The 16,367-nt window shown below is 62.3% G+C and carries 12 protein-coding genes; 5 read left to right on the forward strand and 7 right to left on the reverse strand.

Going from position 1 to position 16,367, the window contains the following annotated elements; all coding sequences use genetic code 11:
* Entirely contained in the window at positions 1-2,259 is a 2,259-nt protein-coding gene (gene parC, locus D3879_RS08135; protein ID WP_119953548.1) for a DNA topoisomerase IV subunit A, read from the forward strand.
* A gap of 132 nt (positions 2,260-2,391) precedes the next feature.
* Complete coding sequence (locus tag D3879_RS08140) at positions 2,392-3,105, forward strand: PqiC family protein (RefSeq protein WP_238474216.1); 714 nt, start codon at positions 2,392-2,394, stop codon at positions 3,103-3,105.
* Between the two features lie 37 nt (positions 3,106-3,142).
* On the opposite strand, the gene D3879_RS08145 is transcribed toward D3879_RS08140, so the two are convergent.
* Positions 3,143-3,682, reverse strand: coding sequence for a metal-dependent hydrolase (locus tag D3879_RS08145; protein WP_119953550.1), 540 nt, complete (start codon positions 3,680-3,682; stop codon positions 3,143-3,145).
* Positions 3,679-5,238: an AhpA/YtjB family protein gene (locus tag D3879_RS08150; protein ID WP_119953551.1), complete on the reverse strand. Its 1,560-nt coding sequence runs from the start codon at positions 5,236-5,238 to the stop codon at positions 3,679-3,681. The genes D3879_RS08145 and D3879_RS08150 overlap by 4 nt, the downstream gene beginning before the upstream one ends.
* A 143-nt stretch (positions 5,239-5,381) precedes the next feature.
* On the opposite strand from D3879_RS08150, the gene serB reads away from it, so the two are divergent.
* Positions 5,382-6,596, forward strand: coding sequence for a phosphoserine phosphatase SerB (serB, locus tag D3879_RS08155; RefSeq protein WP_119953552.1), 1,215 nt, complete (start codon positions 5,382-5,384; stop codon positions 6,594-6,596).
* Between the two features lie 56 nt (positions 6,597-6,652).
* Here the strand turns inward: serB and D3879_RS08160 are convergent, their stop codons facing one another.
* From D3879_RS08160 to D3879_RS08180, 5 genes are all read right to left on the reverse strand, one after another.
* A complete protein-coding gene (locus tag D3879_RS08160) occupies positions 6,653-8,722 on the reverse strand; it encodes an EAL domain-containing response regulator (protein ID WP_119953553.1) in 2,070 nt (689 codons plus the stop codon).
* A 63-nt stretch (positions 8,723-8,785) separates the two neighbouring features.
* Complete coding sequence (locus D3879_RS08165; RefSeq protein WP_119953554.1) at positions 8,786-10,603, reverse strand: molecular chaperone; 1,818 nt, start codon at positions 10,601-10,603, stop codon at positions 8,786-8,788.
* A gap of 308 nt (positions 10,604-10,911) precedes the next feature.
* The gene (gene asd / locus D3879_RS08170) at positions 10,912-11,769 is read right to left on the reverse strand and encodes an archaetidylserine decarboxylase (protein ID WP_119953555.1); all 858 of its coding nucleotides are present in this window, start codon (positions 11,767-11,769) and stop codon (positions 10,912-10,914) included.
* A gap of 190 nt (positions 11,770-11,959) precedes the next feature.
* A complete protein-coding gene (rhdA, locus tag D3879_RS08175; RefSeq protein ID WP_119953556.1) occupies positions 11,960-12,775 on the reverse strand; it encodes a thiosulfate sulfurtransferase in 816 nt (271 codons plus the stop codon).
* 45 nt (positions 12,776-12,820) lie between these two features.
* Positions 12,821-14,341: an HDOD domain-containing protein gene (locus tag D3879_RS08180; RefSeq protein ID WP_119953557.1), complete on the reverse strand. Its 1,521-nt coding sequence runs from the start codon at positions 14,339-14,341 to the stop codon at positions 12,821-12,823.
* A 116-nt stretch (positions 14,342-14,457) separates the two neighbouring features.
* Here D3879_RS08180 and motA point away from each other — a divergent pair, with 116 nt between their 5' ends.
* Positions 14,458-15,309, forward strand: coding sequence for a flagellar motor stator protein MotA (motA, locus tag D3879_RS08185; RefSeq protein ID WP_119953558.1), 852 nt, complete (start codon positions 14,458-14,460; stop codon positions 15,307-15,309).
* 3 nt (positions 15,310-15,312) lie between these two features.
* Positions 15,313-16,338 (forward strand): flagellar motor protein MotB, encoded by a 1,026-nt coding sequence (gene motB, locus D3879_RS08190; RefSeq protein ID WP_119953559.1) that lies wholly within the window; start codon positions 15,313-15,315, stop codon positions 16,336-16,338.
* Positions 16,339-16,367: the final 29 nt, after the last annotated feature.

A 16,367-nucleotide genomic window follows, 5' to 3' on the forward strand; every position in this document is an offset into this window, starting at 1 on the left:
ATGAGCGACTCTCTAGACCTGAGCCTGGACGGCGTGGAGCGACGCTCCCTGGCCGATTTCACCGAGCAGGCCTACCTCAACTACTCCATGTACGTGATCATGGACCGGGCCTTGCCGCATATCGGCGACGGCCTCAAGCCGGTGCAGCGGCGCATCGTCTACGCCATGAGCGAGCTGGGCCTGGATGCCGACTCCAAGCACAAGAAGTCGGCGCGCACCGTCGGTGACGTGCTCGGCAAGTTCCACCCGCATGGCGACTCGGCCTGCTACGAGGCCATGGTGCTGATGGCGCAGCCGTTCAGCTACCGCTACACCCTGGTCGACGGCCAGGGTAACTGGGGGGCACCGGACGATCCGAAGTCCTTCGCCGCCATGCGTTACACCGAGGCGCGGCTGTCGCGTTATTCCGAGGTGCTGCTCAGCGAGCTGGGCCAGGGCACTGCCGATTGGGTGCCGAACTTCGACGGTACCCTCGATGAGCCGGCTGTGCTGCCGGCACGCCTGCCCAACCTCTTGCTGAATGGCACCACCGGGATCGCCGTGGGTATGGCCACCGATGTACCGCCGCACAACCTGCGCGAGGTCGCCAGCGCCTGTGTGCGTCTGCTCGATGAGCCAAATGCGACGGTCGAGCAGCTCTGCGAACATGTGCTGGGGCCGGATTACCCGACCGAAGCCGAGGTCATCACCCCGCGTGCCGACCTGCTGAAAATCTATGAAAGCGGCCGAGGCTCGGTGCGCATGCGTGCGGTGTATCGCGTCGAGGATGGCGACATCGTCATCACCGCGCTGCCACACCAGATCTCCGGCGCCAAGGTGCTGGAGCAGATCGCCGCGCAGATGCAGGCGAAGAAGCTGCCGATGGTCGCCGACCTGCGCGATGAGTCGGATCACGAGCACCCGTGCCGCATCGTCATCATTCCGCGCTCCAATCGCGTCGATGCGGACGAGCTGATGCAGCACCTGTTCGCCACCACCGAGCTGGAGTCCAGCTACCGGATCAACATCAATATCATCGGCCTGGATGGCAAGCCGCAGGTGAAGAATCTGCGCGAGCTGCTCAGCGAATGGCTGGTGTTCCGCATCGGCACCGTGCGTCGGCGCCTACAGTTCCGCCTGGATAAGGTCGAGAAGCGCCTGCGGTTGTTGGAAGGTTTACTGATCGCCTTCCTCAATCTGGATGAGGTGATCCACATCATCCGCACCGAGGATCAGCCCCGAGCGGTGCTGATGGAGCGCTTTGGCCTGACCGAGGAGCAGACCGACTATATCCTCGACACCCGCCTGCGCCAGTTGGCGCGGTTGGAAGAGATGAAAATCCGTGGCGAGCAGGAAGAGCTGGCCAAGGAGCAGGCGAAGCTGCAAGCCCTGCTCGGCAGCGAAAGCAAGCTGCGTAAGCTGGTGCGTAGCGAGTTGCTTGCCGATGCTGAAACTTACGGTGATGACCGCCGTTCGCCGATCGTTGCGCGGGCCGAGGCCAAGGCACTGTCGGAAACCGAACTGATGCCGACCGAACCGGTCACCGTGGTGATCTCGGAGAAAGGTTGGGTGCGTTGTGCCAAGGGGCACGACATTGACGCCACCGGCCTGTCCTACAAGGCGGGCGATGGCTTCAAGACCGCCGCGCCGGGCCGTTCGAACCAGTACGCGGTGTTTATCGACTCCAGCGGGCGCAGCTACTCGCTGGCGGCGCATTCGCTGCCGTCGGCGCGTGGCCAGGGCGAACCGCTGACCGGTCGCCTGACCCCACCACCGGGCGCCAGCTTCGAGTGCGTGCTGTTGCCGGATGACGAGGCGCTGTATGTGATCGCCTCGGATGCGGGTTACGGCTTCGTCGTCAAAGGCGAGGATTTGCAGGCCAAGAACAAAGCCGGCAAGGCACTCTTGAGCCTGCCGAACGGCGCGAAGGTGCTGCTGCCGCGGCCGGTGGCCAATCGTGAAGAGGATTGGCTGGCTGCGGTGACGACCGAAGGGCGGCTGTTGCTGTTCAAGGTCAGCGATCTGCCGCAGTTGGGTAAAGGTAAAGGCAATAAGATCATCGGCATTCCCGGCGAACGCGTGGCCAGCCGTGAGGAATACCTCACCGATCTGGCCGTATTGCCGAGCGGGGCAACGTTGGTGCTGCAAGCCGGCAAGCGCACCTTGTCGCTCAAGGCGGATGACCTGGAACACTACAAAGGCGAGCGTGGCCGGCGCGGAAACAAGCTGCCGCGTGGCTTTCAGCGCGTCGATGGACTGTTGGTCGAGGCGCAGAACTAAGGCTGCCGGTCGCGTTGGATAGCGAGAGGCTGGAGTCGCGCGGTGGTTTAACGGATGATAGGCCGTCGTGGAACGTTTCGGTACGGCGTTTTGACTGCCGGCGGCCATCGGGCTGCCGCTTGGATGAGATGAATGATGGTGTCGCGTTTTTCCTTGGTTCTGTTACTGAGCAGCGTGCTCGGCCTGGTCGGTTGTGTCAGTCAGCCGCCGGTCACGCTCTATCAGCTGGATAATGGCAATCCGGGCGTGCCCGCGTCGAGCAAAGGGCTGGCCGTGCTGCTGGGGCCGGTCTCGGTTGCCGATTATCTGCAGCGCGAGACACTGCTGCAGCGGCAGCCGGACGGTAGCCTGACATCGGCCTCCGAGGCGCGTTGGGCCGGTAGCCTGGGGGCCGATATCGATCAGTTGCTGTTGCGCCAACTGGCCTGGCGTCTGGACAGTCAGCGTCTGGTGCTGGCGCCGAGCGCGGCGGGCTTCGTGCCGGATGTGCAGGTAGTACTCTCGATCACCCGTCTGGATTCCGGGCCACAGCAGCCGGCGGTACTGGATGCGCAGTGGCGCCTGCTGGATAAGCGCGGTCAGTTGCGCGACAGTCGCATCATCCATCTGGAGGAGCCACATCAGGGGGCTGCCGCCGACCAGGTGCGTGCGCAAAGCCTGGTCTTACGCCGCTTGGTGGAACAGTTGGCGACGGCTATCCAGCCGTTGTCCGAGCCGCCGGCCGAGGAGCCACGTAAGGCGGCGCCCGCTGCCCCAGCGCGTACTCGCGAGCCAAACGAGCCCAGCGGGCCGCAGATACCCAAGGCGGCGCCGGTACGAACCGATGTGGAAGTGTTTCGGTTCTAGCGATTCAGTAAAAAAAAGCCCGCGTAATGCGGGTTTTTTATGCGTCTTCCCGTTGCGCCAGCACGCGGCGCAAGCCGACTCCCAGGACCGTCAGCCCTAGGCAGGGCAGCCAGATCCAGCGCGCCTCCGACGCCAGCGCGGCGAGCCCGCGCGGACTGAAGAACCCGCCGATGAAAGGCGAGACCGCGATCGGCCGCCAAGGAAGGAAGTAGCGTTGCTCGCTCCAGGGCCAGAGCCAGGCAACGCCCAGACCACCATCGGTGAGCGCGTCCAGTAGGCTGTGGGAGGCGCAGGCCAGGGCGATCCACAACCCGCTCTTGCAGGGCCCGGCGCCGAGCAGGCGGCAACAGAGCGCGCCGAGTACCCCGAGCAGTCCGGCAAATAGCAGTGAATGACTGAAGCCGCGATGACCAAACGCATCGCCATAGGCGACGCCGAGCTTAAAGGCCAGCACATCGAGGTCGGGTAGGCAGGCGGCGAGCAGGCCGGCCAGCAATAGGCGCGGTGGAATCACCCGGCCGCCCAGTATCAGGCCTATGGCCAATACCGGCAGCGGATGGCTGACCAGCGTGGTCAAGAGCGCGCGCGGCTCTCGTGCATGCGTGTCAGTTGTCGTTCCAGCAGCGAAGGGTAGGGCTCCAGCAGGCGCTCGACGCAGCAGGCGCCTTCCGGGCTGGCGATGGCGCGGATGCGTACGCGTTGGCGCAGCAGCGGGTCATCGCCAATGCTGCGCTCGACCAGCAGCAGGTTACGGCTGTGCTGGGAGAGTGCCAGGGCATCCTGGGCAGTATCGCTGAGCAGCAACTCGCCCTGGCTGAGGTCGAGCAAGTCTTCGCCGTCGGTCAGGCCGAGCTGGAGCTGCAGGGTGATGCCGCTGTCGGCGACTTCGATTTGCAGGGCATGTCCGAGGGCGCGCATCAGCTCGCCGCAGCAGATGGCGTGGGTCAAATAGTCTTCGCCGCTGTCCTGGCTGTGGAACAGCATCAGGCTGCTGCCGTCGTTCAGGGTGTGCAGTACGCCCTGGTAGAGCGCGGCGGCCTGGTCGAGGCAGTCACGGTAGCGTTGCAGCAAATCCATCAGGCGTGCGCGCGGCAGGCGGCGCAATTGCTCCTGAGCACCCAATTGGATGGCCAGCACCGCGCTTTTCTGGGGCTCGCTGCTGACGGGGGTGAGGCTCGGCGTGGTGTCGGGTTGCGGGGCGCGCAGGTCGGCGAACGGGTCGTCCTCTTCGGCGACGACCTGGCGGCGCGGCGCTTCGGTGTACTCGTCATCACCATCAAAGCTGGGGTCGCGCAGGTCGCGGATCTCAAAAGCCGGTTCAGTGCCGACGTCGTCGAGGTAGTCCTCGTCCTCTTCGGCATACTCTTCTTCGGAGTAGCTGTCTTCGGCATAGTCGGCTTCGGTGTATTCAGGTTCCGCTGGCGCTTCAGGCTGCGGCTTCTCCGGCACCAGGCGGGCCTGGAGCTGGCGGGCCAGGTCGCCAATCTCGTCCTGACGCCCGGCGCCAGGGGCCGGATCGTCCGGATCACGCAACCACAGGCGCAGTTGCAGCAAGGGCGTGGAGATATGCCGACCCAGGCGCAGGCTCAAGGACAGGGTCAGCGCAAGCAGGATCAGGCTGAGCAGGCCCATGCTCTGCAAGCTGATGGTCATCGGCTGCTGGAACTGCTGCATATCCAAGCTGATGCGCAGGTGTCCGGCGATCACTTCCTGAAAGGTGACCGGCGTCGAGTACAGACCTTCGGCTTCCCCAAGCATGCCCTGGGTCGGCCGTGAGCCGGCTTCGGCGAGGATGCGATTATCCACGCTATAGATGGCTGCATGGGCCACCAGCGGGTTCTTCACCAGGTTGTTGAGCAGCACGTTGAGGCTGAGGATGTCATTCGACACCAGCAGCTCGGTGGCCGAGGAGGCGGTCTGGGTGATCAGGCTCTGCCCCAGGGCATCGGCCTGCTGCTGCATGGCCTGCTTGAACTGCATGCCCATGACCAAGGCGTAGATCACCAGTGCCAGCGCGACCAGCAGCAGACTGTGGCTGGCAATGCGCAGGGCCAGGGGCACACGTCGCTGACGCAGCGCGTGGAAGATCAACAGGAAGAAATTATCGGGTTTGACGGGCGCGGGCCGGTTCACAGAGCTCGGCTCTTCTTGAATGGAGTTGCCGCGCAGTATAGCGAGCGGCCAGGGGTGGGCAAAGCGCCACGCGTGCCCGTATGGCTGCGAAAGTGGTTAGAATGTGCGCCTTTTCATGGGCAACAGGCCCCAGGAGCTGCGCCTTGCGTGAAATCGTCCTGATCAACATCACCGGTGAAGATCGTCCCGGCCTGACCGCTGCCATCACTGGGGTGCTGGCGCAGGGTGGGGTGAATATCCTCGACATCGGTCAAGCGGTGATTCACGACACCCTGTCGTTTGGCATTCTGGTCGAGATTCCGGGCACCGAGCAGGCCTCGATAGTGCTCAAGGATGTGCTGTTCACTGCTTATAAGCTGGATCAGCAGGTGCGTTTCACCCCGGTCTCCGAGAGTGATTACCAGCAATGGGTCGGCGGCCAAGGCAAGCCACGGCATATCGTGACCCTGCTGACGCGCAAGGTGACCGCCGAGCAACTGCAACGGGTCAGCTCGATCACCGCGAAGTACGGCCTGAATATCGACCATATCGATCGCCTGTCCGGGCGCATGCCGTTGGACACGCCGGCCGATCAGAGTAAGGGTTGCATCGAGTTCTCCGTGCGCGGTGAGCCCGCCGATCCGGTGGCGCTACGCGCCGAGTTCCTCAGCGTGGCGCAGGAGCTCAACGTCGATATCGCTTTCCAGCAGGATTCGGTGTTTCGCCGCAACCGGCGCCTGGCGGTGTTCGATATGGACTCCACGCTGATCGAGGCTGAGGTCATCGACGAACTGGCCAAAGTGGCTGGCGTCGGTGAGCAAGTCGCGGACATCACCGAAAGAGCCATGCGTGGCGAGCTGGATTTTCGTGCCAGCTTCAAAGAGCGGCTGGCGCTGCTCAAGGGTTTGCCCGAGACCGAGTTGGCTGCGATCGGTGCATCTCTGCGGCTGACCGAGGGCGCCGAAACGCTGTTCGCCGAACTCAAACGGCTGGGTTACAAAACGGCCATTCTGTCCGGCGGCTTTAGCTACTTTGCCAAGCAGTTGCAGGCCAAGCTGGGCATCGATTACGTCTTTGCCAATGAATTGCAGATCGTCGCTGGCAAGCTCACCGGAGTGGCGATCGAGCCGATCGTCGATGCCCAGCGCAAAGCGGACTTGTTGCGCGAGTTGGCGCAGCAGGAAGGTTTGCGCCTGGAGCAGACCATTGCTGTCGGCGATGGCGCGAACGATTTGCCGATGCTGGCGATTGCCGGTCTGGGGGTGGCGTTCCGCGCCAAACCGTTGGTTAAACAGTCGGCCAAGCAAGCGATCTCGACCTTGGGATTGGATGGGGTTCTCTATTTGTTGGGCTATCGCGATCGCGATGGTCAGGATTGAGTTCTTCTGCGCATGAAAAAGCCGCCTGTGGGCGGCATTTTTCATGGCGGAGGCAATTACTCGTCGCCGGCGGAGAAGTCGTAATCCATCGACTGGCTGGGGCCCTGCAGGTAATAGCCTTGGATATAGTTGACCCCGGCTTGCCAGAGGGTGGCCAGCACGCTGGCGCTCTCGACGAAGGGCACGATGGTCAGCTTGGCCTGGGCGTGCAGGCTGCTCAGCAAGGTTTTCAGCGCTTCCTGATTCTCCGCCTTGGACAGATCCTGGGAGAAGGAGCCGTCGACTTTGACGAAGTCGATGCTCAGGTGCTTCAGGGTATTGAAGGGGTTGAGTGAACAGCCGAATTGACTGAGGGCCACTTTGCAATGCAACTCGGCCAGCCCTTGAGTCAGCGCCTTGGCCTGCTTCAGGTAGGCAATGGCATCGGGCTCATTGATTTGGAAAGCCAGTGCGTCGGAAGGCAGGCGTGCGGCCTTCAGCGCCACACTGAGCCAAGGCAGTAGCGTTTGATCCTGCAGGCTGACGCTGGACAGGTGCACGAACAGGCAGGTGTTGTGACCTTTTGAGCGATGGTCGGCGAGCAGCTTGATAGAGTTGAGAATGACCCAGCGATCAATCTTCTCGGCCAGGCCGGCTTCCTTGGCCGCATCGAGGAAATCACTCGGCGGCACTTCTACGCCTTGCGGATTGAGCAGGCGCAACAGCACTTCATAGTGTTCGTGGCTGTCGCCGCGCAGACTAATGATCGGCTGGAACAGCAGGCGGAAGCTGTTGTTCTCCAGCGCCTGTTGCACCATGGCGACGATATTGCCGCGGTTGGCTGCGGCAGCCAGTTCCTGCGCCGGATTGAACAGTTGGAGGGCGTTGCCCTCGCTGAGCTCGTCGGCACAACGGTGGGCGCGGTCGATCACTTCCTGGGCTTTCGGGGTTTTCTCGTTGAGCCCGGCAATGCCGATCGACAGGCTGGTCTGCACAGTTCGACCGCTGACATCGAACATATGGCTTTCGACTTTCTTCAGTAGTTCAGCCAGGCCCGCCTGAGTTTGCTCGGGGGGTTGTCCGGGTTGTAGTACGGTGAAAACGTCGTCGCCAAAGCGTGCCAGCTGCGCCTCGCCGGCAAAGTGAGCACGGAGCAGGTTGGCCAGGTCGGTCAGCAGCAGGTCGATGCCGGCGAGGCCGGTTTCGGCCAGCAAGCTGGTGTAACGGTCGACGCGTATGTAAGCCAGGCTGGCCGGTTGTCCGGCATTCACGGCGCGCTCGACGGCGGTGTCCATCAGTTCAAGGAAGTGGCTGCGGTTGTAGAGCCCGGTGACCAGATCCTGGCTGCTGATCTCGCGCAATTTCTCTTCCAGTTCGGCGTTGCCGCTTTCCGCGCGGATCACCACTTGGGTGCAGGGTTCGCCGTCGTAAGTCGCTGGCGAGAAGCTCATGCATGCCTGGAAGCTCTGGCCGTTGGCCTTGATCCCACTGCAGGCCAGCTCGGCGTTGCCTTCTGCACTCTGGTAGTTCTTCAGGAAATCTTTGAAGTTGATCTGATCGCAACTGGCGATCAGGTCGATCATCGGCATGCCTTCCAGCTCGTCGGCGTCTTCATAACCGAAGAGTTCGAGGTAGGCGCGGTTGGCATAGATATGCATGCCTTCGTGGACGTAGGTGATGGCGTCGACCGAACTGTCGAGCAGCAGCTGGCAGCGTTTTTCGGCTTCGCGCAGGGCGACCTCGGCTGCGCGGCGGGCACGGCGCTCTTCCAGATTGGCCAGCTCACGGTTCGCCACCAGGATCAGGCGCTCGTCCTCACCCTGCGGCAAGGCATCCTGGGCGCCAAGTGCCAAGGCTTCGGTAATGGCGTCGGAGTCATTGCCGTCGATCAACTGGATCAGCGGAATATCTTTAGCTTGGCGGCGAATCGCGCTGATCGCTTCGCTGGATTCAATATTTTCGCTGCTGGGGGCGGCGATCAGCAGGTCCCAGCTCTGTTGAAGAGCTGCGGCGAGGTCGTCGCTGGATGTCAGGCGGTGCACGCGAGTGGCGCGACCGGCATTGCGAAACAGGCTGACGAGACGCTCGGCCTCGTTCTGCGAGTCCTCAAGAATCAGCAGCCTTATAGTTTTCTTTTCGATGGCCATGAGGTGTGCTTAGACTGCGCCGAACGGGCGCGAAAAAACGACAAAAAGGAGTGTGCCGGCAATCTACAGCGACTTCCAGAGTGAGTCAAAGTCTTCCTCGCCGCCGTTACTCTGGCTTGTCGGGGCTGTGACCGGCTTCCCGTGGCTGCTCGGGGTTTGTTCGACCGTGCGGTACTCGAACTGGTTGAAACTTCCGGTACTGGTCTGCTTGCGGCTCAAGACCGCGCGCAGTGTTTCGCCATTCAAGTTGATCTGCACTTTGTTGCCTTCCTGAAATGGCAGGCGTGGTGTGATCAGGGTCGCGGGGCGAGAAATTACGCTGATTTCCGGAAGTAGCAAGGCGCGTAGGTACTGGCTATTTTGCTCGGCTTTGCGCAGCAGCTGCAGGCCGCAGGGCTGCGCGTGCGGGGCGATCAGCTCAATGCCCATCTGGGTGCCGCCGCCGCGTACTTGGCGAATCCAGCGCACCAGGGCGATGCTCCAGCTCTGCTCGGGAGCGTCTTGGATGCCCAGCAGCTCGCCGGCCTGGAGTTGGCTGGGGACTTCTTTCGGCCAGCTTAGGCAATAGCCCCCCGGGCTATGGTTGACGATCGCCAGTTCGAAGGTGGGGTAGCTCTCGCTGGGGATTTTGGGCGGCGATTCTTTTTCCTCGACTACCGGCCGCTTGTACTGGATTTCATCGAGAGGCACGCCATGCTCCCAGTCGGTGGTCGGCTGAGCATCGAAGGCATTGCGCCAAATGTCCGGCGCATCAGTGGTTACTGGTTTGAAAATGGCGGCTTGTACTTCTTCTGGACGCTTGAGTACTTCGTTGAAGGGCTTTTGTCCGGCCAGGAAGTAATGCACTGCACTCATGCCAATACTCAGGGTCAGGTTGCCCTGGCCAGCACTGCGCTGGAACGTCCGCTCGGCAATATCGCCCCATGCCGAGCTCAGATGTTGCAGCAAGTCCAGGCTCAAGCCCTCAGGGACCAGCAGGCGTGCGGCGCCGCGGCTTTCTGTGGGTAATAGCAGGTATTCCTTGATCGCATCGACCAGCAGCTGCGGATCGATGCCTAGCAGGTTGTGCAGTTCGCCTTCCTGAATCAGCGATTTGTAGCGCGGCGGGCCATCGACTTGCGTGGCAACCGCGAACAGGCTGCTAGGCTCGTCGGCCGCTTGCAGATGCACCAGTGCGCTCCAGGACTCCAGGATTTCCGCCAAGTGGGCAATGCCGCTCTGGCGCATTTGATTGCAGCGTGCGCAGCCGAGTAACAAGGCGACCAGGTAGGTTTGCTCAACGCTCAAGCCTTTGGTGTGGCGCGCCAGGTGGTCGCGCACCACGATTGCTTGCAGGCCGCGCTCGTGGGCAATTTGATAGAGCTTATGCAGCTCCAGCCACAGCCCTTCCGGTACTGGACAGTACAGTTGGCTGGCGCGAATCAGTGGGCTGCAGAGGCTGTGCGCGGCGCGCTGCAAGGCGACCGTCAGCAATTGCAGCTGGGCGCGTTCGCGGGACGGGCGCGGAGCCTCTTGTGCAATGATCAGTTTGTAGCCGGCGGCCAGATGGTTCTGTAACGCCTGACAGAGGTTGGCGACTTTGCGCGGGCGCTCATCGAGCACGATCGCTTGGTTGAGGAAGTGCCGTTCCAGGTGCTTGCAGACGAAATAGACTTCGGTGCGCAGCAGTTCCAGAAGCTGTAGGCGATTCTCCGCCGGGGTCACCAACTGATTGAGTTCCACCAGGCTCTGATAAAGCTGACGTGCGGTTTCCCCCAGGTTGGCTTTGGGCAGTCCGGCGATCCAGCGTTTTAGGTCACGAGGACTAGAGTCACAGAAGGAGAGTTTCTGCTGGCTGGGCGTCGGGACACGTAACAGCAGGTGGGGACTCTGTTTATCCATGTAGCTCGTTATCCATGTGGCTGGATACTCCAACGGCGCAGGGTGCGGCAAGTGATTCTAAACATTGGGTTTTGCCGAACTCTAGCAGCATCTCGCGGTGCTCGCAGCCCATCGCTGGGATGGGTTGTGAGCTGTCGCCCAGGGAGCGGTCAGTAACACCGAGGCCAGTCGATACCGATTGTGACCGCAAGGGTTGTCGAGATGTTCAACCACGCGCCTGATTTAACGGCCCTCGGCCTGCTCGCCGGCTGTACGCGCAACGCGCGTGTGGTTGGCGGGCCGCCGAGGTGGCCCGCTCAGTCGAACGTTTACTGTCCATTGCCAAGGCGCTGGCCCATGCGGACGGCGCTGCCGGCTGCCAACTCTTCAGTCCACTTCACTTGGTTCGGGCCAAACAGCACGATAGCGGTGGAACCCAGCTTGAAGCGGCCGAGTTCCGCGCCTTTCGCCAGTTCAACTGGCGCGCGTGCCGCCGCGTCGTAACGGGTGGTCTTCAATTCGCGCTTGGGTGGTGTGATCAAGCCGGTCCAAACCGTTTCGATCGCGGCGACGATCATCGCGCCGACCAACACTACGGCCATCGGTCCGCGCTCGGTATCGAACAGGCACACCAAGCGCTCGTTACGGGCGAACAGCTCGGGAACATTTTCGGCCGTGGTCTGGTTGACCGAGAACAGCCGGCCTGGCACGTAAACCATCTCCTTGAGGGTGCCGGCCAGCGGCATGTGCACGCGGTGGTAGTCCTTCGGCGAGAGGTAAATAGTGGCGAACTCACCGCCCATGAACGGCGCAGCTCGTTCGGCATCGCCGCCGAGCAGTTCGAGTGCGCTGAAGCCGTGGCCTTTAGCCTGGAACAGGCGGCCGTGTTCAATCGAGCCGAGCTGGCTGACGGCGCCGTCAGCCGGGCAGAGAATCGCCCCGGGGGTGTCATCCAGCGGGCGCGCGCCGTCTTTCAGGGCGCGGGTGAAGAACGCGTTGAAGTGCTCGTAGGCAGTCGGTTCCTCGACCTGGGCTTCACTCATATTCACTTGGTAGTGCTGGACGAACCAGGTGATCAGGCGGTTCTTGAACCAGCCAGCACGACATTCGGCAGCGTAACCGATCAGGCGCGACAGCAGATGGTGAGGCAACAGGTACTGGCTGAGGATAAACAAACGCTGTTTCATGAGTGTCCTTAGTAATTAGAGAGCCTTGGAGCGACGAGGGCATAGAGCCTACTCACGATCCGCTGCGGGCGTTACTCCGCTGCGCTGCGTTGCGTTGCGCCTTGTGACCCACATGGATGTGGGGAATGCCGCTGCCCGTAGGGAACGGGTGCGACCCTGACCTTCGCTCGCTTGAATCGTGAACAGGCTCTTACACCTCGACAGGTGTGTCTGGGTGATTGCCCCATTCGCCCCAGGAGCCGGCATAGCCTTTTACCCGCGGATAGCCGAGGGCCTTGGCGACCAGATAGGTGAAGCCTGAGCGGTGGTGAGTCTGGCAGTGGGTGATGATTTCTTTGTCTTTGGTGATACCCAGGCTCTCCAGAATCGCCGGCATATCCTCGCGGATGCGCAGGGCGCGCGCTGGGTCCATGCCGGCGGTCCATTCGAAATTGACTGCGCCGGGAATATGCCCGGCTTTGGCGGTGAGGACTTTCTCGCCGCGGTACTCGCTCGGTGCGCGGGCGTCCCAGATGGCCAGGTCGGCTGCGCCTAAACGGCTTTGCAGGTATTCGCGGGTCGCGCTCGGCTCGTCGTGCAGTTCCAGCGCAACCGGGCCGCCGGCGCTGGTCGGGGTGGTATGGGACAGCTCGCGAACCTCCGCCAGCCAGGCCTGCAGGCCGCCATTCAGATAGTGGTAGTGGCTATGGCCGATCACGTCCAGCAACCAGATAAAGCGCCCGGCCCAGCCACCGCCTTCGTCGTCGTAGACCACGTACACGGCATCCGGGTTATGTCCCAGTTCGCCGAACAGGGCTTCCAGTTGTGCCTGCGCCGGTAGCAGGCCTGGCGCCGGTGGCTGGCCCAGCTGTGTGCGTTTAGGGTCGACGAAGCGCGCACCGGGAATATGCCCGGCGGCGTAGCGGGCTGCGCTGGTCAGGTCGACCAGGATCAGCTCCCGAGTCGCCAAGCGTGTAGCCAGGTCGGCGGGTTCGATGACCAAGGGCAAAGTAGAGAAGGCGGACATGAAAGGCCTCCGAATCAGGGAAAGGGGCGAATTGTAGCGGAAAGGCTACCGCCCGCGTTTGGCAAAGCTGGCCAAGGCGCGCTCAATACATTGCGCGGTTTTGCTGAAGGCTTGCACGCTGGCCTCGGCGAGAGGCGCGCCATGTTGGTCGGCGAGCAGCAGCATCACCACCCGACCATTGCTCGCCAGCGAGCGTAGCAGCAGGTGTTCGCTGGGGAGCAGGGCCTTCAAAGTGCCCGGCAGCAGTGCAGAGAACTGCGCGATATTGGCAGGGGTCAGGCGCAGGTGGCCTGGTTGCGCGAGCAGGCGGCGTAAGACTTGGCTCTGGCTCGGATCAAGCGTGAGGCCGCTGGCTTCTTTGGGCAGTCCAACGGCCTGCTGGGCGATCAGGCGAGTGTGCGTGCGGTCGGCGAGCAGCAGCAGGGCTCGGCTCAGGCCGCTGGACTGGAGCGCATCGCGGGCGCAGGTGGTCAGTTGCATGACGCTGGCGAACGGGCTGGGTTCGCGTAACAGTTCGCGGCAGTGCTGGCGCCAGGCACTTAGTGCCTCGCTCTGCGGGGCCGGGGTAGCCGTCGTGGGTTGCAGGCGACGTGCAGCCCAGGGCCAGAGTAAGGCTTCGGCCGGGTGCCAGAGGTCGGCGGCAGCGTGCAGGTGCGCGCTCTGCACCGCCTGCTGGTGAACCAGTTGTTGTAGTTCGCTCAGCGGCAGTTGCAGGTACAGGCCAGTCAGGCGTTGCCAGCGCAGGCTTTGCGGGCTATCCCAGGCCTGATGTGCCGCTAGCGCCAGGCCGTTGGCCAGCATGGTGGTGTTAGCCGGTTGGGTCAGCCAGCGGCGTAGTGTGCTATCGGCGTCAAGTGCCTGTTGCTGCTGGAGTGGATGCTGATTGTCGCGGGCGATATGCAGCGCTTTGACCAGTAAGCGTCGTTCGCCTGCGAGCAGGCGGTAACCCTGAAGTATCCACTCCGGCAGCCGCCAATGTTCGGCGAGGGCCAGGCACAGACTGAGCAGCGATACGCCCAGCAGTTCGTGTTCGACCTTGCTAGCCGGCTCGCCCTTGCCCAGCACGCGCTGTTCCCAGGCCTCGAACAGTTCGGGGTGGGCGGCGGCCAATGGCCAAAGCGGCGCCAGGAACAGCAGGCTGCTCCAATGGATTTCTTGCCAGAGTCGCGCCAACCGATTGGCGAACAGGCCGTTAGCCTGTTGCGCCGCGTGCTGGCTAATCAGTTGCAGTTGGCGCAGAGGGCGGGGGATTTCTTCTGTGGCGGCCGAGGGCAGGTGGTTCAGCAGCGCTTCGGTACGCTGCAGGCCCAGGCGAGTCAGAGCGATTTCCAGGCTTTCCGCCGGCTCGCTGAAGTTGGCGGTGTTGCGGTTAGCCTCGCGCAGCACCATCAAGGCGAGGGCCGGGCTGTTCTGGATCAGCTGGGCGACCTCGCGCAGCGAGCAGTTGCTGTTGGCCAAGGCGCGGCGCACCTGCTCATGGTTGGCAGGGAGGATAGGCAGCCGCACGCTATCGAGCTGCTTGAGCCAGGTCTTGAGGCTGCGTGGTAGAGGGGGGGAGGTCGGCATGTCGGTTGAGCCAATTGGCTTTTAGCCTTAACTGGCTATAGTCTGGCGTATAAGTTCCGATAATTAGAAGGGTTGTTTTTAATAACTCTTACTCTTGGTTGTGCAAGCATCTTTTTATGGCAAAAATCATTGGCATTATCGTTGTCTTCGCCGCCGTGTTCGGCGGGTATGTTTTATCGCATGGCAAAATCGCCGCACTGGTCCAACCTTTTGAGGTGCTGATCATCGGTGGCGCAGCGCTGGGGGCCTTTCTCCAGGCGAACCCTGGCAGCACGACCATGCATGTGTTCAAGAAGTCGCTGAAGATGTTCAGCACGCGCTTCACCCATGCCTTCTACCTGGAAGTGCTGGGCATGCTCTACGAGATCCTCAACAAGAGCCGCCGTGAAGGGATGATGGCCATCGAGGCGGATGTAGAGGACCCCAACGCCAGCACCATTTTCAGCAAGTATCCCAGCGTGCTGAAAGATGAGCGGATGACCGCTTACGTCTGTGATTACTTGCGCATCATGTCCTCCGGCAATATGGCGCCGCACGAGTTGGAAGGCCTGTTCGACATGGAACTGGTGAGCCTCAAGGAGGAGCTGGAGCATCCTTCGCATGCCGTGACACGGGTCGCCGATGCTCTACCGGGCTTCGGTATCGTTGCCGCGGTATTGGGGATTGTGGTGACCATGGCCTTGCTCGGCGAAGTCGAGCAATCCGCCCTCGGTCAGCATGTGGGGGCGGCGTTGGTCGGGACCTTCCTCGGTATTCTCGCGGCGTATGGCTTCTTCGGGCCGTTGGCGAACGCGCTGGGGCACGATGCCAAGGAAGAGCTGAACGTGTTCGAGGCGATCAAGGCTTGCCTGGTGGCTTCGGCCTCGGGCATGCCGCCGTCACTGGCGGTAGAGTTCGGTCGCAAGGTGTTGTTCCACTCACACCGGCCGAGTTTCAGCGAGCTGGAGCAAGCGATTCGCGGTCGCTGAGTCATGGATAACAACCAGCCAATCATCGTCAAGCGCGTCAAGCGCTACGCCGCGGGGCACCATGGCGGCTCCTGGAAGATCGCATTCGCCGACTTCGCCACGGCGATGATGGCGTTCTTCCTGGTGCTCTGGCTGCTGTCCTCGGCCACGCCGGAGCAGAAGAAGGCTATCTCGGGTTATTTCCAAGACCCCGTCGGTTTCTCCGAAAGCGCCAGCCCGTATGTCATCGACCTCGGTGGCACGCCGACCCCAGCACCGGACAAGACCCTCAGCCCGGAAGCCAAGGATGCGCGGGCGGTCGATGACACGCAAACCGATGTTGAACCGGTCGATGCCGCGCAAGTCGAGACTCTGGCGGAGCAGATAGAGCGCGAGCGACTGGAGTTGCTGCTGCAAGAACTGCAGAACAAGGTCAATGAAAACCCGCAGTTGCAGCGCTTCAAGGATCAAATCCTGTTCGAAATCACCCAGGACGGCCTACGCATCCAGATCATGGATGCGGCGAACCGGCCGATGTTCGATCTCGGCAGCGCGCGCCTGCAACCCTATTTCGAAGACATCCTGCTGGCCATGGCCGACACCATCAAAGCGGTGCCGAACAAGATCAGCGTCAGCGGGCATACCGACGCCAAGCCCTTCGTTGGGCGTGGCGATTTTGGCAACTGGGAACTGTCGGCCGAACGGGCCAATGCGGCGCGGCGCACCTTGGTCGCCGGCAGCTATCCGGATGAGCAGGTGGCGCGGGTGGTCGGCTACGCCTCCTCGGCGCTGTTTGATCGGCAAGACCCGCTTAACCCGGTCAATCGACGGATCGACATCATCGTCCTGACCAAGAAGGCGCAGCGCGCCATCGAGGGCGAACAGGATGCTGAGCCGGCGGGCGCCGAGCCGACTGTGCCGGCCGCAGGGCAAGCCGCACCTGCCGTGCCGGCAGAAGAGGGTGCGCCGCTGCAGCCGCCGCAGCTGCGCGAGAAGTTGAATATCTTCGAGGATGGCACGCTCAAATTGGACGAGCCTGGCGGGCAATGAGTTGCTGAAAGCTAAAAGGCCGCGGTTGA

Origin of the sequence: Pseudomonas cavernicola, assembly GCF_003596405.1 — a bacterium.
GTDB classification, from domain to species: Bacteria; Pseudomonadota; Gammaproteobacteria; order Pseudomonadales; family Pseudomonadaceae; genus Aquipseudomonas; species Aquipseudomonas cavernicola.